The organism is Rhizobium sp. FG113 (assembly GCF_057809895.1).
The window spans coordinates 25348-44037 of the sequence record NZ_JBMDKV010000020.1; the positions used below are offsets into that span (position 1 = coordinate 25348).

Annotated in this window: 16 protein-coding genes; 5 read left to right on the top strand and 11 right to left on the bottom strand. The window is 63.1% G+C overall.

Features of this window, described 5'->3' with window-relative positions; genetic code table 11:
- Positions 1–38: 38 nt before the first annotated feature.
- From ACODTZ_RS30170 to ACODTZ_RS30185, 4 genes are all read right to left on the bottom strand, one after another.
- Entirely contained in the window at positions 39–707 is a 669-nt protein-coding gene (locus ACODTZ_RS30170) for a methionine ABC transporter permease (RefSeq protein WP_209235614.1), read from the bottom strand.
- On the bottom strand, positions 697–1728 hold the full coding sequence (locus ACODTZ_RS30175; RefSeq protein ID WP_489030370.1) for a methionine ABC transporter ATP-binding protein: 1032 nt from the start codon (positions 1726–1728) through the stop codon (positions 697–699). The genes ACODTZ_RS30170 and ACODTZ_RS30175 overlap by 11 nt, the downstream gene beginning before the upstream one ends.
- A 365-nt stretch (positions 1729–2093) precedes the next feature.
- Positions 2094–3485 (bottom strand): GH1 family beta-glucosidase, encoded by a 1392-nt coding sequence (locus ACODTZ_RS30180; RefSeq protein WP_489030263.1) that lies wholly within the window; start codon positions 3483–3485, stop codon positions 2094–2096.
- A 113-nt stretch (positions 3486–3598) separates the two neighbouring features.
- The gene (locus tag ACODTZ_RS30185) at positions 3599–5197 is read right to left on the bottom strand and encodes an ABC-F family ATP-binding cassette domain-containing protein (protein WP_489030264.1); all 1599 of its coding nucleotides are present in this window, start codon (positions 5195–5197) and stop codon (positions 3599–3601) included.
- A 419-nt stretch (positions 5198–5616) separates the two neighbouring features.
- Here ACODTZ_RS30185 and ACODTZ_RS30190 point away from each other — a divergent pair, with 419 nt between their 5' ends.
- The 3 genes from ACODTZ_RS30190 to ACODTZ_RS30200 all read left to right on the top strand — a co-directional run bounded on the left by ACODTZ_RS30190 (position 5617) and on the right by ACODTZ_RS30200 (position 7847).
- On the top strand, positions 5617–6606 hold the full coding sequence (locus tag ACODTZ_RS30190) for an acetylxylan esterase (protein ID WP_489030266.1): 990 nt from the start codon (positions 5617–5619) through the stop codon (positions 6604–6606).
- Complete coding sequence (locus ACODTZ_RS30195; RefSeq protein ID WP_489030268.1) at positions 6578–7306, top strand: esterase family protein; 729 nt, start codon at positions 6578–6580, stop codon at positions 7304–7306. The genes ACODTZ_RS30190 and ACODTZ_RS30195 overlap by 29 nt, the downstream gene beginning before the upstream one ends.
- Positions 7307–7439: 133 nt before the next feature.
- On the top strand, positions 7440–7847 hold the full coding sequence (locus ACODTZ_RS30200; RefSeq protein ID WP_112981752.1) for a DoxX family protein: 408 nt from the start codon (positions 7440–7442) through the stop codon (positions 7845–7847).
- 222 nt (positions 7848–8069) lie between these two features.
- On the opposite strand, the gene ACODTZ_RS30205 is transcribed toward ACODTZ_RS30200, so the two are convergent.
- Positions 8070–9257, bottom strand: a complete 1188-nt coding sequence (locus ACODTZ_RS30205; RefSeq protein WP_047509694.1) for a Gfo/Idh/MocA family protein — start codon at positions 9255–9257, stop codon at positions 8070–8072.
- A gap of 247 nt (positions 9258–9504) precedes the next feature.
- The gene (locus ACODTZ_RS30210; RefSeq protein ID WP_489030271.1) at positions 9505–10557 is read right to left on the bottom strand and encodes a sugar phosphate isomerase/epimerase family protein; all 1053 of its coding nucleotides are present in this window, start codon (positions 10555–10557) and stop codon (positions 9505–9507) included.
- Between the two features lie 267 nt (positions 10558–10824).
- Between ACODTZ_RS30210 and ACODTZ_RS30215 the strand changes: the two genes are divergently transcribed.
- On the top strand, positions 10825–12615 hold the full coding sequence (locus ACODTZ_RS30215) for an adenylate/guanylate cyclase domain-containing protein (RefSeq protein WP_489030273.1): 1791 nt from the start codon (positions 10825–10827) through the stop codon (positions 12613–12615).
- 45 nt (positions 12616–12660) lie between these two features.
- Here the strand turns inward: ACODTZ_RS30215 and ACODTZ_RS30220 are convergent, their stop codons facing one another.
- The 3 genes from ACODTZ_RS30220 to ACODTZ_RS30230 all read right to left on the bottom strand — a co-directional run bounded on the left by ACODTZ_RS30220 (position 12661) and on the right by ACODTZ_RS30230 (position 16293).
- Positions 12661–13608 carry a substrate-binding domain-containing protein gene (locus tag ACODTZ_RS30220; protein ID WP_018901968.1) on the bottom strand — a complete coding sequence of 316 codons (948 nt, stop codon included), beginning with the start codon at positions 13606–13608 and terminating at the stop codon, positions 12661–12663.
- A gap of 77 nt (positions 13609–13685) precedes the next feature.
- Complete coding sequence (locus ACODTZ_RS30225; protein ID WP_018901969.1) at positions 13686–14687, bottom strand: ABC transporter permease; 1002 nt, start codon at positions 14685–14687, stop codon at positions 13686–13688.
- Positions 14688–14769: 82 nt separating this feature from the next.
- Positions 14770–16293, bottom strand: coding sequence for a sugar ABC transporter ATP-binding protein (locus ACODTZ_RS30230; RefSeq protein WP_489030276.1), 1524 nt, complete (start codon positions 16291–16293; stop codon positions 14770–14772).
- Positions 16294–16460: 167 nt separating this feature from the next.
- Here ACODTZ_RS30230 and ACODTZ_RS30235 point away from each other — a divergent pair, with 167 nt between their 5' ends.
- The gene (locus ACODTZ_RS30235; protein WP_112981757.1) at positions 16461–17492 is read left to right on the top strand and encodes a LacI family DNA-binding transcriptional regulator; all 1032 of its coding nucleotides are present in this window, start codon (positions 16461–16463) and stop codon (positions 17490–17492) included.
- 18 nt (positions 17493–17510) lie between these two features.
- Here ACODTZ_RS30235 and ACODTZ_RS30240 read toward each other — a convergent pair whose 3' ends face one another.
- Entirely contained in the window at positions 17511–17969 is a 459-nt protein-coding gene (locus ACODTZ_RS30240) for a hypothetical protein (protein WP_489030277.1), read from the bottom strand.
- A 203-nt stretch (positions 17970–18172) separates the two neighbouring features.
- Positions 18173–18685 (bottom strand): cytochrome P460 family protein, encoded by a 513-nt coding sequence (locus ACODTZ_RS30245; RefSeq protein WP_489030279.1) that lies wholly within the window; start codon positions 18683–18685, stop codon positions 18173–18175.
- Positions 18686–18690: the final 5 nt, after the last annotated feature.

Here is an 18690-nt window from a genome sequence, read left to right on the forward strand (position 1 = left end):
GGTGTCTCCTGTGTTGAATTATGGTTGTTGTTAAAGGATCAGTTTTTCCGGTTGCGCTTGTCGAAGCGGCGGGCAAGCCCGTCGCCGGCGCTCTGCACGAGCTGCACGAGAACGATCAGCACGATGACGACCATCACCATCATCTCTGGATTGAAGCGCTGGTAGCCGTAGCGGATGCCGAGGTCGCCCAGCCCGCCGCCGCCGACGGCGCCGACCATGGCCGAGTAGCCGATCAAGCTGACGATGGTCATCGTCAGCGCCATCAGAATGCTCGGCCGCGCCTCAGGCAACAGCACCTTGAAGACGATCTGGAACGGCGTGGCGCCCATGGCGCGGGCAGCCTCGATCAGCCCCTTGTCGATCTCGCGGATGGCGGATTCGACCAGGCGGGCGAAGAAGGGGATGGTGGCGATGGTGAGCGGCACGATCGCCGCCCAAGTGCCGATCGACGTTCCCGTCAAAAGGCGCGTCAGGGGCACGATGGCGACGACGAGAATAATGAACGGCGTCGAACGCGCGGCGTTGACGATCAGCCCGAGCACGCGGTTGGTCTTCGGCGCCGGAAACAGCTCGCCCTTGCCCGATGTGGCCAGGAACACGCCGATCGGCAGACCGATGATCGAGCCGACGATACCGGCGACGAACACCATCTGCAGCGTCTGCATCAGGGCCTTGGAGAGGAGGTTGTAGATCATATCAGGCGACATAACCGAGCACCTCCGTCTTGAGACCCGTTTCCGAATAGAAACGATCGGCACGCGCGATCACCTCAGGATCGGCGGAATAGGAAACGACCAGCGAACCGAAGGGCTCGCCCCCGATCTCCTCGATCGCGCCGGCGAGAATATTGACGTCGGAGCCGAGCTCCGCGACCAGCCGCCCGGTCAATGGCTTGAAGGCCGTCTCGCCGAAGAACACCAGCCGCACCAGCGCCCGGTCGCCCGCAGACGGCTGCGCCTTGATGCCCGAACGCAGCCATTCCGGCAGCTTCAGCGCCGAGGCAAGCAGCGTGCGCGTCGTCTGGTGCTGCGGATTTGTGTAGACGTCGAAGGTGCGGCCGGCCTCGACGATCTGGCCGGCATCGATCACCGCCACGTGGCTGGCGATGGTCTTCACCACCTCCATCTCGTGGGTGATGAGGAGAACGGTGAGGCCGAGTTCAGCATTGATGCGCTTCAGCAGTTCCAGGATCGACTGCGTCGTCTCCGGATCGAGCGCCGAGGTGGCTTCGTCGGAAAGCAGCAGCTTCGGATCGGTCGCCAGCGCGCGAGCGATGCCGACGCGCTGCTTCTGGCCGCCCGACAGCTCCGAGGGATAGTTGCCCGCCTTGTCGCCGAGACCGACGAGATCGAGCAGCGGCCCGACCTTGGCGCGGATCGTCTGCTTGTCGACACCCGCGATCTCCAGCGGCAGCGCCACATTATCGAATGCGGTGCGCGAGGAAAGCAAGTTGAAGTGCTGGAAGATCATGCCGACCTGGCGGCGCAGGCCGCGAAGCCCCTCTTCGCTGAGCGCGCCGACATCCACGCCATCGACGAGCACTTTGCCGGAGGTTGCCGTCTCCAGTCCGTTGACCATGCGGATCAGCGTCGACTTGCCGGCGCCGGAGCGGCCGATGATGCCGGTGATGGCACCGCGCGCAACCGTGAGATCGACCTTTTCGACCGCGGTGAAACCGCCCTCGCCTGATGGTCCGTAGCGCTTGCCGGCACCCTGAAAGGCGACCATCGGGATCGCCCCCGCCGCGCCCTCTGGCTCTCGCCCGGAATGGCCGCCGGACGCGCCCTGGGCAGCGTCTTGTTGGGCCTGGTGTTGGAGTGTCATTTCATGCTCACGTATGTTGGTCTTCAAAAACTGGCGGTTCTATAACCGCTATCGCGCCGATTAGCCAATCGGGCGGCACATTCGAAGACAATCACGGGTGCGAGACATGGACGCGGCTTTCGTTGCGGGCGGGAAAGAAAGACGTTTCGCCTTTCCTGTTGCTGCAACTTATGCCGCCGGTGGTTGAAACCGGACAGGGATGTTTTTTTATTTGTGCGATGCGGCAGGAAAAAATCTACCTGCCGCATAGACAATTCGCCCGAGGGCGATCAGGCGCTCTTGTGGTTCCCCTTCGGAAACTGCGCGGCGAGCTCCGAATACCACTTGCCGCTCGTCTTCACCGTGCGCACTTGGGTGTCGTAATCGACATGCACGAGGCCGAAGCGCATGCGATAACCCTCCGCCCATTCGAAATTGTCCATCAGGCTCCAGGCGAAATAGCCGCGCATCGGATAGCCGTCCTTGATGAGGTCGGCGACGACATCGAGGTGCTGAATATAGTAATCGAGGCGCATCCTGTCCTCGACCACGCCCGCTTCGATGCCGGTGTTGTCGCAAGCGCCGTTCTCGGTGATGTAGCATTCCGGCAGGTCGTAGCGGCGGTAGAGATCCTCCACCACATGCTTCAGCGCCGGCGCATAAACCTCCCAGCCGATATCGGTCTTGACGTCGCTGACGCGGGGCGCCTCGACCGTCCAGGGAAAATCGCCGGTCTTCTTGGGATCGTCGGCGACGCGCAGCGGCGTGTAATAGTTGAGGCCCCACCAGTCGAGCTTCTGGCTGATAACAGCTAGATCACCCTCCTCAACGACAGGCATGCGGTCGCCGAGCGCCTCCAGGAACTCCTTCGGATATTCGCCCTTGAAGACGGGATCGAAGAAGGCGCCGTTGTGGAACTGGTGCGCCCGCTCGCCGGCGGCCTGGTCGCTAGCACCGTCGGAACCCGGGATGACCGACATGGCGTTAAGTACCAGTCCGACAGGCACGTTCGGCGCTTCCGAGCGGATCGCCTCGACGCCGAGGCCATGGGCGAGGTTCATGTAGTGCATGGCGTGCAGTGCTGCCTGCATGTTGCGCTCGCCGGGCGCGTGAATGCCGTAGAGATGGCTGAGCCAGACGATGCACCAGGGCTCGTTGAAGGTCGCGACGCTATCCAGACGATCGCCGAGGCGCGCCATCACCGTCTTGGCGTAGCGCTGGTAGGCATAGGCCGTCGACCGCGCCGTCCAGCCGCCATCGCCGGCAAGCAAGAGCGGCAGGTCCCAGTGATAGAGCGTCGCGAAGGTCTTGATACCCCGTGCCTTGCAGCCATCGACGAGGCGATCATAGAAATCGAGCCCCTTCTCGTTCACCGGCCCGGTGCCATCAGGGATGATGCGCGGCCAGGCGATGGAGAAGCGATAGGCCTCGACGCCGAGCGACTTGATGAGATCGAGATCCTCGTCGAGGCGGTTATAGTGATCGCAGGCGACGTCGCCATTGTCGCGATTGAAGACCCGGCCCGGCATGTTGCAGAAGGCATCCCAGATCGACGGCTTGCGCCCATCGGCCTTCGAAGCGCCCTCGATCTGGAAGGCGGCCGTCGCCACGCCAAAGGTGAAATCGCCGGGGAAGCGGGCGGCCAGGGCCTTCGCATCAATGGTTTTTGCATCAATCGTCAAACTGAAATCCTCCAAACTCGGCCGGCGGCTGCGTCGCGCTTCCGGCTGCTCTCTACTCTACGTATAGGTTTGAAATGTCAAATCTGTAACGTTGCAGATAGGAACGCGCGCTCTCAGAGCACATCCTCGCCGGATGGAAGCAACAGCCGCCGCGTGATGCCGATCCGCTCGAGAAACACCGCATCGTGGCTGACGACAAGCAGCGCCCCGTCATAGGCGGCGAGCCCCGCCTCGACGGCGGCGATGGAATCGATGTCGAGATGGTTGGTCGGCTCGTCGAGCACCAGCAGCGGCGGCGGCTCTGCACCACCCAGCACGCAAGCGAGCCCAGCGCGCAAAAGCTGCCCGCCGCTCAGCGTCGAAACCTCTTGCAGCGCCGCATCGGCCCGGAACATGAACCGCGCCAGTGCCGCGCGGCAGGCATTCTCGTTCGCACCGGGATTGAGCCTGCGGAAATTCTCGGCGATCGAAAGCGACCGGTCGAGCAGGCTGACGCTCTGGTCGAAGACCGCAAGGCGCACGGGCACCGAGACCGTTCCCGCCCAAGGCGCGATGCGTCCGGTGACGAGCGACAGCAGCGTCGTCTTGCCCGAACCATTCGGCCCCTCGACCGCCACCCGCTCCGGCCCCGTCATGGCAAAGGAGAGATCGGTGATCACGGGTTGATCCGGCTCGTATCCAGCCGTCACACCATCGAGCCGCAGCACCACCCGCGACGCGGGCAGATGCGTCGACGCCAGCTTCGCGGAAAAGGGCTGCAGGATCTCGATGCGCTCGCGCGCCGCACTGGCATCCTCCATCGCCTCCTCGCGCCGCTTCTCGCCGAGCCGGACCTTGTCTCCTCTGGTGTTCTCCGCCGCCCGCTTCAGGCCGCCGGCGACGATACGGGGCATGTCGCCCCGCGCCGCTTTCTTGGCGCCAACTTTGTCGCTGCGCGCCTGCCGCTCAGCCGAGAGTTGCGCGCTGCGGGCGACATCCACCACCCGCTTTTCCGCATCCGCAAGGTCATGTTCGGCCGCCGCGAGCTCGACCGCCTTGCGCGCCTGGAACGCGCTCCAATTGCCGCCATAGCGCCTGGCGCCCAGCGTCGTCAGCTCGACGATCGCATCCGTCCGTTCGAGCAGCGCGCGATCATGGCTGACCACAAGCGCGCCGCCCCGCCAGCTTTGAAGCAGTGCAATCACCGCCTCGCGTCCATCGCGATCGAGATTGTTCGTCGGCTCATCGAGGATGAGGAAATCCGGTTCGCTGAAGATCAGCGCCGCCAGCCCGACCCGCGTGCGCTGGCCGCCCGACAGCGAGGTGAGCAGCGTATCGGATTCCGCCGAGAAACCCATCCGCTCCAGCGCATCGGCAAGCCGGGTCTCAAGCGTCCAATCGGCGGAGGCGACCTCGTCGGCCGACGCCTCGCCGGCCACTGCGCGCGCGACGACATCGAGTGCTTCGCGCACGCCGAAGAGATCGGCGACCGTGGCATCAGCATCGACCTGCACCGTCTGGCGCAGCACGCCGAGACGCCCGCTGACGGCGACGTTGCCGGATTGCGGCGCGAGTTCACCGGTGATCAGCCTCAAAAGCGTCGTCTTGCCGACGCCATTGCGGCCGACCAGCCCAGCGCGTTCGGCCCCGAAGCTCAGATCGAGATTGGAAAAAAGCGGCCGCCCGTCAGGCGTGGACCACGAAAGATTGGAAAGGGTAATGGATGCAGGCATGGACATGGAACTCCCGGATGGCAAGGCAAAGCGGCATTGCGATCGGGTTGAAATCCATGGTGCACCGTCCTGTTGGTATTGCGGATGGCTGCAATCTAGGCAGGTGGTTGGGTGAAATCAAGGCGGGGTGAAAACTCTCACCACCCTCTCATAACAAGTCCCCTCCCCAACCCCTCCCCACAAGGGGGAGGGGCTAACCGGTGGCATGCTCTGTGCTCCTCATATCAGCAGCGGCTGTTGAGAGGTTTCGGTCTGGCGAAGAGGGTGCGCCCAGCAAGCCCCTCCCCTTGTGGGGAGGGGTCTTTGGGCCCCGAATGCGGAGAGGCCTTTAGGCCGGATGCGGAGCGCTCATTCTCCCCCGAACCCAAATCCCCTCACCCCGCCTTGCAATCCCCCCATTTCCACGAAACAACTCCCCAATGACCATCCCCAAGACGCACCCCTTCCCCTTCGACCCCACCTACGGCATGACGCTCGACACGCTGCGCGCCATCGTCCCGCCCGAGGCACCGCCAGGCTTCGACGCCTTCTGGCAGAAGCGGTACAAGCGGGCGCTCGCCATCGACCCGCAGCCGACGCTGAAGCAAAGCAGCCTCACCCACCCCGCCTGGCAGGTGCTCGACATCACCTACACCTCGACGGATAACGTCACGATCGGCGGCTGGCTGCTTCTGCCGCGCGATGCGCCGGTGCGGCGCGGGCTGGTGGTCAGCCACGGCTATGGCGGCCGCGATGCGCCGGATTTCGATCTGCCTGTGGAACAGACCGCCATCCTCTTCCCCTGCGCCCGCGGCATGTCGCGGAGCGCACAGGCGCCGATCCCGCCGGAGGCTCCCGGCCATGTGCTGCACAATATCGACCGGCCCGACGACTACGTCATCGGCGGCTGTGTCGAGGATCTCTGGATCGCCGTCTCGACGCTGCAGGCGCTTTATCCATGGCTCGCAAACTGCATAGGCTATATCGGCGGCAGCTTCGGCGGCGGCCTGGGCGCGCTGGCGATCCCCTTCGACAATCGCATCGATCGCGGCCACCTGATCGTCCCCACCTTCGGCGACCGTAAGCAGTGGCTCACGCTACCGACGGTCGGCAGCGCCGATTCCGTGCAGACCTACCAGAAGACCCATCCCGACGTGCTCGATCATCTGCGCCTCTTCGACGCCGCGACATCAGCGACCCGCATCAAGGTGCCGATGCTGATGGCCGTCGCCCTGTTCGATCCGGCCGTCGCCCCGCCCTGCCAGTTCGCCGTGGCCAACGCGGTGCCGCCGTCAAAATATAATGAAATCTTCATCCTCGACGCCGGACATTTCGACTATCCTGGAATGACGGAACAGAATTTTGCTCTGCGCGAAAAGCTGCGAGGTTTTTTGAAGCTTCATGAACCGGGAATATCTGCGCTGGTTTAGCCCGCGCCTGCATCGCGAGATGGAGCTGTTGGTGTTCGGCCATGCCGGCGCCAAGGTCTTGATGTTTCCGACGCGCGATGGCCGTTTCTGGGAATACGAACGGATCGGCCTTGTCGCCAGCCTGGCCCACAAGCTCGAAGCCGGCCAGTTGCAGCTCTATTGCATTGAGGGTCTCGCCACGGAGACCTTCTACGGCTTCGACCGCCACCCGGCCGCTCGCATCCACCGCCACCAGGCCTTCGAGGACTATATTCTCCACGAAGTCCTGCCGCTGATGGCCGCAAAAAACGGGCACGACTGCACCATCGTGCATGGCTGCAGCCTCGGCGCCTTCCAGGCGGCCAGCCTCGTCTTCCGCCACCCGCATCTGTTCCGCAAGCTCGTTGCATTCTCCGGGCGCTACGACCTGACGCTGAGGGTCGAAGCCTTCGGCGACTTGCTTGACGGATATTATGACAACGCCGTCTATTTCCACACCCCGACGCATTTCCTGCCGGGGCTCCATCACGGCTGGCAGCTGGACAAGCTGCGTGAGGTCGAGATCGTCATGACGATCGGCAATGCCGATCCCTTTCTAGACAACAACCATTATCTGAGCCGGCTTTTGTCGGACAAGCAGGTCGGCCACCAGCTGCATGTCTGGGATGGCCGTGCCCACCGCGCCAGCGCCTGGCGCAAGATGGCAGCACTCTACATCTGAGCCATCAAACGCCGGCAATCCCTGCCGCCTCAACGGCAAGCGGCCAATAACGCCGATGTCAAAACTCGTGAATTGTCATTGCCGGGACTGTGGCTAAAGGCTTCGAACAGTCATTCCTAAAGAAAGGTCTTTCATGTTCGCTTCGATCCACGCCCTGCAGCCGGCTTTGCTCAGCCTGCTGCGCATCGTCTCCGCGCTCGTTCTCTTCAGCTATGGGACGCAGAAGATCCTGCATTTCCCTGCTGCCGAGCGCGTGCCCGATGTAGGGTCGATGTCCTGGATTGCAGGCCTGCTTGAACTGACGCTCGGCTTCCTCGTGCTGATTGGCTTTCAGACCCGCGCCGCTGCCTTCGTCCTCTCCGGCCTGATGGCGTTCGCCTATTTCATCGGCCACGCCTCGCGCGGCTTCTTCCCCGCCCAAAACGGCGGCGTCGCCGCCATCCTCTTCTGCTTCGTCTTCCTCTACATCGTCGCCGCCGGCGCTGGTCCGTTCAGCGTCGATGCGATGATGAAGCGCAAGCAGGGTGTGGTTGCGGCTTGATGCGATTTTCGTAAACGCTGGAGTGGGGATACCCCCTCTGCCCTGCCGGGCATCTCCCCCACAAGTGGGGAGATTGGCTGGGCGCAGCCGCTCGTTCCACCTTCATTGTTTGGCGTAAACATCGCAACGAGTCGATCTCCCCCCTTGTGGGGGAGATGTCCGGCAGGACAGAGGGGGGTGCCCCACGGTACAACCCCTCCACCCAAGCCAAACCCAAACGGCTTACACCTTCACCCAGGCCCCATTCCGCTTCGACGACGCCACGCAGGCATCCACGAAGGCAACACCCTTCACGCCGTCATCGACCGTCGGATAAACCACGGCCTTGTCGACCGCCTTGCCCTTCTTATGCGCGTTGATGGCATGCGCGGCTTCCGTGTAGATCGTCGCGAACGCCTCGAGATAACCCTCCGGGTGACCCGATGGAATGCGCGAGACGCGGGCAGCGGCGGCTCCGGAGCCGGCGCCGTTGCGGGTGATCAGGCGCTTCGGTTCGCCGAACGGCGTGAACCAGAGATAGTTCGGATCGGCCTGCACCCATTCCAGACCACCCTTGGTGCCGTAGACGCGGACCTTCAGGCCGTTCTCGTGGCCGGGGGCGACCTGGCTGCACCAGAGCATGCCCTTGGCCGGCTTTTCCGAGCCCTTGGCCTTGAAGCGCAGCATCACATGGGCGTTGTCATCGAGACGGCGGCCGGGCACGAAGCTGTCGAGATCGGCGGCAAGGCTGTCGAGCTCGAGGCCGGAGACGAAGGTGGCGAGGTTATAGGCATGCGTGCCGATATCGCCGGTGGAACCGCCCGCACCCGACTGCGCCGGGTCGGTGCGCCACACGGCCTGCTTGGCGCCCTGCTGCTCGACGGCCTCGGTCAGCCAGTCCTGCGGATACTCAGCCTGGACGAGGCGGATGTCGCCGAGTTCGCCATTGGCGATCATCTCGCGCGCCTGGCGCACCATCGGATAGCCGGTGTAATTGTGCGTGAGGATGAACAGCGCGCCGCTCTCGTCGGCCACCTTCTTCAGCTTCTTGGCGTCGGCTAGATTCGAGGTCAGCGGCTTGTCGCAGATGACGTGGATGCCGCGGCGGAGAAACTCCTTGGCGGCGTCATAGTGCACGTGGTTCGGCGTGACGATCGACACCGCCTCGATGCCGTTCTTCAGCTTCGCCTCGCGGATCGCCATCTCGCGATAGCTGGAATAGGTGCGGGTCGGATCGAGCCCGAGATCGGCGCCCGAGGCCATTGCCTTTTCCGGCGTCGACGACAGAGCGCCGGCGATCAGCTCATACTGATCGTCGATACGGGCAGCGATGCGGTGCACCGCGCCAATGAAAGCGCCGGCGCCACCGCCGACCATGCCAAGACGGATGCGCGGCTCGCGCGTCTGCTGCGTTGATGCTTCGATTGTCATTGGTTTCTCCAAAATTGTGTGTGTCTGGGTGCGCTCGATTTGAGGTTCTGCCGTGTGGCCCCCTCATCCCCGGTGCAACTTGTTGCACCTGAAGCCTTCGGGCCACCTTCTCCCCGTGGGGGAGAAGGGGAGGTCGGCGCGAGCGGCCCGCTCCAGGTCTCTTCTCCCCAACGGGGAGAAGGTGCCGGCAGGCGGATGAGGGGGCCACTCGGCACCACCTCTCCTACTGCCGCCCTCAAAGCCCTCGTTAAATCCCCAGCATCCGCCGATTGGCCGCCTGGTCCGTGCCGCTGCCGGCGAAGTCGTCGAAGGCGTGTTCGGTGACGCGGATGATGTGCGACTTGACGAACTCGGCACCCTCGCGCGCGCCGTCCTCGGGATGCTTCAGCGCGCATTCCCATTCGACCACGGCCCAGCCATCGAAGTTGTTGGCCGTCATCTTCGAGAACACCGCGCCGAAATCGACCTGACCGTCGCCGAGCGAGCGGAAGCGGCCGGCGCGTTCGACCCAGCCCTGGTAACCGCCATAGACGCCCTGGCGGCCCGTCGGGTTGAACTCGGCATCCTTGACGTGGAACATCTTGATCCGGTCTTTGTAGATGTCGATGTTATCGAGGTAATCCAGGCACTGCAGCACGTAGTGCGAGGGATCGTAGAGCATGTTGGCGCGCGGATGGTTCTTCACGCGCTCAAGGAACATCTCGAAGGTGACGCCATCATGCAGGTCTTCGCCGGGATGGATTTCGTAGCAAATGTCGACGCCGTTTTCGTCGGCGTGATTGAGGATCGGCGTCCAGCGCTTGGCAAGTTCGGCGAAGGCGGTCTCGACGAGACCGGCCGGGCGCTGCGGCCACGGATAGATGTAAGGCCAGGCAAGCGCGCCGGAGAAGGTCGCATGCGCCTTGATGCCGAGATGCTTGGAGGCGGTCAGCGCCATCTTCACCTGCTCGACGGCCCATTCCTGGCGCGCCTTGGGATTGCCGCGCACTTCGGGAGCGGCGAAGCCGTCGAAGGCTTCGTCATAAGCGGGATGCACGGCGACCAGCTGGCCCTGAAGATGGGTGGAGAGTTCGGTGATCTCGACGCCGTTCTGGCGCGCCACGCCGGCGAACTCGTCGCAATAATCCTTGGATGATGCAGCCTTCTTGAGGTCGATCAGCTGGCCCGCCCAGGTCGGTACCTGCACGCCCTTGTAGCCGATGTCGGCTGCCCACTTGGTGATCGAATCCCACGAGTTGAAAGGTGCGGCGTCGCCCGCGAACTGCCCGAGGAACAAGCCTGGGCCCTTGATCGTTTTCATGTCAATTCCTCCCTAAAAGATGACCGTAAACGTTTCTGGTTCAGTTTTAACACGCGATTGACGCTCTGCAAGCCGATTTCGGCGAGAATGCAAATCGATCATGATCAACATAATTTCGCGGTGGGGACTAAACCATGTCGGGCACCTACCCGCAAGACGTACGTACCGCATTTCTTGGCGCTTGCGTCGTGAGAGGCCATGCCGCGGCGCATCTTTGTAGACTTCCCGCCACCGCGTGCTACTCTTGGTCGACCAGGAGGGTGGTCCATGACGAGGCGGCTGGCGGCAATCTTGGATGCGGATGTTGTCGGCTTCTCCCGGCTGATGGGCCTCGACGAAGCGGGCACCTTCGCGGCGCTGAAACGCCACAACACCGAGACCATCGTTCCCACCATCACAAGGCATCGCGGACATGTCGTGAAGTTCGTCGGAGACGGCACGCTGGCGGAGTTTTCCAGCGTGGTCGACGCGTTGCGCTGCGCGATGGAGATCCAGCAGGCCATTCTCGCCGACAATCACGATGTCGTGCCCGACCGCCGAATGATCTGGCGGATCGGCATCCATGTCGGTGACGTCCTCAACGAGGATGGCGACATCTTCGGCGAGAGCGTCAACATCGCCGCGCGGCTGCAGGCGCTGGCGCCGGCCGGCGGCATCTGCCTGTCGCAGCAGGTGCGCGACCAGATCGGCACGGCGCTCGATTTCGAGGCCACCGACTTCGGCAATCGCAAACTGAAGAATATCGAGCAGCCCGTCAGGGTGTGGCGCTGGTTCCCGCCGGGCAGCCAGACGGACGGCCCCGACGAGGATACTCCGGACCGGGCGATCCCAAGCCAGTCGCCTCAGCGCAAGCGTCCGTCGATCGCCGTGCTTCCTTTTACGAACATGTCGAGCATCGAGGGGCAGGAGCATTTTTCCGACGGCTTCACCGACGAGCTGATCGCGACCCTGGCGCGCTGTCGCTGGTTGCTGGTTGCCGCCCGCAATTCCTCCTTCAGCTTCAAGGGCCGCGCCGTCGATGCCCGCCGCGTTGCCGAGGATCTCGGCGTCAAATACGTGCTTGAAGGCAGCGTCCGCCGTTCCGACACGCGCATCCGCATCACCGCGCAGCTCTTGGATGGAAGCGAGGGCACGCTGCTCTGGGCCGAACGCTATGACCGCATGCTGGCCGATATATTCGACCTCCAGGACGAGATCGCCTCCGAGATTACCGGAACCATCGAGCCCGAATTGAGCGCCATCGAATTCGCGGCTCTGCGCGGCCGCTCGATCGTCGACATGACCGCCTGGGAAATCTATCTGAAGGGCCTCTGGCATCTCTACCGCTTCACCGTCGACGAATTGAACACGGCCAAACAGCTGTTCGAGCAGGCGATTGCCATCGATCCGACCTTCGCGCAGGCGCAGGCGCGGCTCGCTTACGTTCACATCCAGCTCGGCTGGTACGGCTCGCTGGAGGAGCGCTCGGGGCGCATATGCGAGGCGATCGAGCTTGCCGAAAGGGCGATCACGCTTGATCAGAAGGAACCCGCGGCACATCTGGCACTCGGCCGGGCGCTGGCTCTCGACGGCGCCACGGAGGCAGGGATTGCCCATCTTCGTCATGCGGTGAAACTGGACCACAGCTTTGCCCAGGCGCATTTCGCGCTCGGCCAGGCGCTCTGCTACGCCGACCGGCCGCAGGAGGGCATGCCCGAATTCAGTGAAGCCTTTCGTCTCAGCCCGCGCGACCCGCATCTCTGGACCTTTCACAGCATGATGGCGTTCGCGAACTACCAGATGGACAAACTCGACGAGGCAGCGGACGCTGCCCGCGCATCGATGCGCTCACCGAACGTCACCTTCTGGCCGGCGATGGCGCTGGTGGCGATCCAGGGACGGCAGGGCAAGATCGAGGAGGCGCGCCGTACGATCGACAAGCTCTACAGCTTCCGGCCGGGCATGACGCTTGATGATGCCAGGCGTGAATTCTATTTCGGCCTCAAGCCCGCGATGAGCAAAACCTTTATCGAGCGCTTTGTCGGCGACCTCGCCAAGGCAGGCCTGCCGCCACAATGAAAGACGCCCGCCCTTGCGAGCGGGCGCCTCGTATTCAGATCAGGATCAGAACGGCGAATCCGGGAAGTAGAAGTCCTTGGCATTGTCCTTCGTCACCAGCGTGGCGTCGAGGATGTAGGTGCCGCGAACCGGGACCTGGTCGTAGAGCGACGCGGCCGTCAGTTCCATGGCGGTGCCAACCATTGCCGGCGGATAAAGGACGTCGACCGGGATCAGCTTGTCGCCGTCCATGACCTTCTTGACCATGTCCTTGGAGCCGGCGCCGGCCACGACATACTGGATGTCGGTGCGCTTGGCCTGCTCGATCGCCTGCAGCACGCCGACGGCCATGTCGTCATCCTGGCACCAGACCACGTCGATCTTCGGGTACTTGGTGAGATAGTCCTGCATCACCTTGAAGGCGTCGTCGCGGTTCCAGTTGCCGAACTGGCGGTCGAGAACCTTGACGTTGGAGCCGGCGATGCCCTTGTCGAAGCCGTCCTGGCGCTGCTGGTCGATCGGGATCGGCAGGCCGCGGATGACGACGACCTGTGCGTCCGGCGTGGTTTCCTTGATGTACTTGCCGGCGACTTCGCCAAGCGCCGGGTTGTTGCCGGCGATGTAGATGTCACGCACGCTGTCGTCGTTGGTGCTCGGCGCGCGGTCGACCAGCGCCACGAAGGTGCCCTTGTCCTTGACTTCCTTGATCGCGTTGACGAGCGGATCCGGATCGGACGGCAGGATGACCAGCGCGTCCATGCCCTGCGTTGCCAGATCCTGTACCGCGTTTGCCTGGCTTGCGGCATCCGGCGAGGTCTTGACGATGACGGTGAGGTCAGGGTGCTCGGCCATCAAAAGCTTGGCGACGCGCTCGGCATGGAACACCACGCCGGAGGTCCAGCCGTGGTCGGCCGCCGGGATCGATACGCCGATGGTCTTCTTGTCTGCTGAGTGAGCGACGCCGGCGAGCAGCGCCGCCGTCACGACCGCCAAACTGAATAGTGTCTTACGCATGTCTGTTTTCCTCCCATTAAACCCCAGGGCTTGCGAACCTTGAGACCGAGCGCCCCGCCGACCCGGCCAATCCCTTGCTACCTGCGCGCCAGCGACCGCTGCACGAGCATGGCGATGATGATGATCGAGCCCTGGATGGCGCCGATCAGATATTCCGAGATGAAGTTCGAGAGCAGCATGATGTTGCCGACGAGTTCTAGAATGAAGGCGCCGCAGATCGTGCCCCAGACGCGCCCTGCCCCGCCCTTCAGCGCCGTGCCGCCGACGACGACGGCGGTGATCGCCTGCAGTTCCCACAGGATGCCCGTTGTTGCCGATGTCGAGCCGAGACGCGGCACGTAGAGCAGCACGGCAATGGCGACACAGAGCCCCTGGATGACGAAGGCGATGGTGCGGACTTTGTTGACGGCGATGCCGGAATAGCGCGCCACATCACGGTTCGAGCCGACGGCCGTGACATGGCGGCCATAGCGCGTGCGATAGAGAATGAAGGCGGCGACCGCAGTGACCGCGAGGATGACGATGATCGGTACCGGCACGCCGGCGATCGAGCCAAAATAGACCGGACGATAGAGCGACTGCTGCTCGGCCGAGCGCAGCGTGATCGCGCCGCCCTGTGAGAGCCATGTCGTCAGGCCGCGATAGATGCCCATGGTGCCGAGCGTGGCGATGAACGGCTCGATCTTGCCGACGGTGGTGATCAGCCCGTTCGCCAGCCCACAGAGCGCGCCGGCAACGATGGTGAAGACGACAGCGACAGCCAGCATCAGAGCAGGATCGGCGATAAGGCCGGAGTTCATCAACAGGATCATCAGGCTGGCGACGAAGGCGACCATCGACCCGACAGAGAGATCGAGATCCCCCGACGAGATGACGAAGGTGGCGCCGACGGCGATGATGGCGATGAAGGCGCTGCGGGTCGCGACATTGGCGAGATTGGTGATGCCGATGAAATTCGGATTGACCAGCGCGCCGACAACAAGCAACAGCGCAAGCGCCGCGAACGGCGCGACCGCCCTGAGATCGATATCCCGCCAGGAACGCCGTCTGATCTGACTGGTCTCGTCGTTCGCACTCATATCCAAAGCCATCCTCCCGTCATGCCTGCAGGCATTTTGTCTCTTGGTCCGCCGTAACGGCGGTTTGTCTCTCGCGACCGCCTTACGCGGCCTTCTTCTTGAGGCCCGCCGCATAGCGCATGATCTCCTGCTCGGAGATCTCGTCGCCCTCGAGCACGCCGACGATCCGCCCCTCGCGCATGACAGCCACCCGGGTGCAGAGCCCGATCACCTCGGGCATCTCCGAGGAGACGACGATGATCGAGCGCCCGTCGCGCGCCAGCGCCGAGATGAAATGATAGATCTGCTGCTTGGTGCCGACATCGATGCCGCGCGTCGGCTCGTCGATGATGATGATCTCGGGGTCCGTCTCCATGACCTTGGCGAGCAGCAGCTTCTGCTGATTACCACCCGACATGCGCCCGGCCACGATATTGGCGTCGCGCACGCGGATATCGAAGCGCCGCCGTGCTTTCGCCAGCGCCGCAGCCTCGCTGCTGGGGCTGAGATAGCCGTGCCGCGAATGCTGGCCCAGCGACTGCAGCGTCAGGTTTGCCAGCATGTTGGAGCCGAGCAGCAGGCCCTTGTGCTTGCGATCCTTGGTCATGTAGGCGAGCCCGGCGCGATTGGCCGCATGCACATCGCCCGACTGAACACTCTCGCCGCGGATGACCACCTCGCCGGCGGTACGCCCGCGCAGGCCGGCAATCGCCTCCATCAGCTCCGTGCGGCCGGAGCCGATCATGCCGGAAAAGCCGATGATCTCGCCCTTGCGCACCTCGAAGCTCGCATCCTGCACATAGCCGGTCGAGATACCCTCCACCTTCAACACGATCTCTTCGTCGACATCGGGCTCGTTCTTGGTCGGATAGAGGCTGGAAAGTTCGCGTCCGACCATCAGCTGGGCGATCGATTCACCGTCGAGCATCGCCGTCGGCGCCGTCTTCACCCACTGCCCGTCGCGCAGCACCGTCACCCGGTCGGTCAGTTCCATGACCTCGTCGAGCTTGTGCGAGACGAAGACGAAGCTGGTGCCCTTGTCGCGAAGCTTGCGCACCTGCTTGAACAGGAAATTGGTTTCCTCGCGCGACAGCACCGCCGTCGGCTCGTCCATGAAGACCACGCGCGCATCGCGGCTGATCGCCTTGGCGATCTCCACCATCTGCTTGTCGGCAATGGAAAGCGTGCTGATCAACGCGTTCTCATCGACATGCGAGCCGAGCAGATCGAGCGCCTTGCGGGTTTCCGCGCGCATGAACTTGCGGTCGAGCACGCCGAAACGCGTGACCTCGCGGCCGAGAAACAGGCTTTCGGCGACGGTCAGGTGATCCGCGAGATTGAATTCCTGGTGGATGATGACGATGCCAAGCGCCTCGGCGGCGCCATTCGGCGGCAGGACGATCGGCTGGCCATCGAGGATGATCTCGCCCGAGGTCGGCTGTTCGAAGCCGGACATCACCTTGACGAGGGTCGACTTTCCCGCGCCGTTTTCGCCCATCAGCGCATGGATTTCACCGGCGCGAAGCTCGAAATTGACACTGAAGAGGACCTGCACCCCATTGAAGGATTTGCATATGCGTCGGGCCGACAACACCACCGGCGCAGCCTCGACAGTCTCCAAACTCATGATGCCCTCCCCTGCGGGCTCCCACCCGCTTGACCCTTGTGTAAACCTTTACATGTGCGATGTAAAGGTTTACATCATCGTATCACGAAGTTCTCTTGGCTTCGCCCTTTGACGTATCCTTCAGTCTGTGTAGTGTCGCCGCGAATTGAGCCCCAAGGCAGAACGCAGTGTCGAATTCCACGCCAGCAACCATCGAGGATGTCGCCCGGATCGCCGAGGTTTCGATCGCGACCGTGTCGCGAGCGATCCATACGCCGGAGAAGGTCGCCAACTCGACGCGGCTGAAAGTCAACCAGGCAATCGCGATCACGGGATACACGACGAACGCCATGGCTCGCAGCCTGCGTCTCGGCCGTTCCAACATGATCCTGGTCGTGGCTCCCGACATCGGCGACCCCAACTTTTCCAACATTCTGATCGGCCTGGAGAACGAGGCCCGCGCCCATGGCTACGGCATTCTCATCGGCCATACGCAGAATGACGCCCAGCGCGGCCTCGAATATCTCAAATTCCTGAATTCAAACCAAGCGGCCGGATTGATTCTCTTCACCGGCATCCTGCCCTTCGGCCACCAGACGATGACCGCGCGGCTCCCGCCCAGCGTCGGCGTCTTCGAGCCGGTCTTCAACGGCGGCATTCCCTATGTCGGCGTCGACGATATCGAGGGCGCCCGCAAAGCGGTCGACCTGCTGCTCGCAGAAGGCCACCGCAGAATAGCCTTCATCGGCGACAGCAAGACGAGGCTGGCCTATTCAAGACGCCGCCAGGGCTATGACGAGGGACTGGACGCAGCCGGCGTGGCGAAAGGCCAGCGCATCATCCTCGAAGGCGACGGCACGCTCGAAAGCGGCCGCCACGCCGTCGAGCAACTCTTCATGCGCGACACGCTGCCAACAGCCTTCATGTGCGTCAACGACCAGACGGCGATCGGCGTGATGATCGGCCTCAACGCCCGCGGCTACGACATCCCCCGCGACTTCTCCGTCACCGGCTTCGACGACGTCCCCCAGGCCGTTTTCATGTCGCCGCCGCTGACGACGGTGCGCCAGCCGCGCACCGCGATCGGCAAGCAGGCCATGGCCCTGCTGCTGGAGTTCCTGGGCGATGGCCAGCCCGCCGAGACCGAGATCCTGCTGCGGCCGGATCTCGTCGTCCGCAACTCGGTGTCGGTGCCGTCGAAGGGCTGGGAAAAAAGGTAGAACGCCTGGGCGAGCCGATTACGCTGGAATCTGGGGCTCTCTTTTCGACACGGCACCGGTGCGAACCAATAGCATCAACAGCAAATAGATGCCGATGACGCCCTGGCCGACAAGCGGAAACACCTTGAGAAGAGGATACACGGCGTTGCCGACAAGATAGGTCACGACCAACGCCGCGTTCCACGATGCTATGCCGATATCGATCATGCGCCTCAGCGTCAGGAACACCGCATAGAGCAGAAACGCCAAGGCGACCGCGATCGTCACATAGAAGATGATCTCGTCACGCGTCGGATAGAGGTATTCCGTCAAGCGAAGCGCGCCGAGAACGGCTGCGCCCGTCAGCAGAAGTCCGATTTGTCCGGCGAGGTAAGGCAGTCTCTTCAGCGGAGACATGGCCAGGTAAATTGCTTTAAAATTCATGGATTCAATTTCAGGCTTTATGATCTGAGCATCGACAACGGTCGCATAGCCCATCTCTGCAACCCGTTGTCCACGAACAGCAGCCCTTAGTGGCTCATTTGCCTGAAAACAACTTAAGCGGATGTTCAGATTCGCATTTAAGGCACCGATGCGACCAGATACCGCAGAGCTGTCGGCGTTATGGATCCGAACGGAAAAGGCCGGAAAGCTTGCACTTCCCGGCCTTAGCCTTAGGCCAGTATGGGGCGCAATGTCAGCTACGGCGCATAGCGCGTGAAGACATAGTCGTGATTGTTCACGCGCGCCTCGTGACAGGCAAAGCAGGTCTCGTGCTGAGCCTGGTCGGCTGGAACGCCATTGATGAACCGGCCAAATCCCCAACCGCCCGAGGCTGCGTATTTCTTCGCATCCTTGACCATGACCTGCACCGTCGTTGCCGCACCGGGAACCGAGGCAGGCGCGAACTCGGCCGATGGAGTGCGTTTCCAGGCGAACTTGACGAGCACGCTGCCATCAGGAAAAGGAAGCGTGCCGTCGCGATAGGCCTTGACGGCGATATCGTTGCCGACGACCACGCGCAGCTCGTTCAGAGGTGCGTCCTCGAGCGCCGGCGCAATCAGCTCCCACTGCCGGTAGCCCTCGGGAAGGGAGACGCCGTAGATCGGCGAGACCGGCTTGGCGGCGGGTGTCTCGCCGGCGAGCGAGCCGATCGCGAAGACGGTGGCGCCGACAGCGGTGGCGGCGGCAAGCAGCATGATTTTCCCTGTCATGGCAG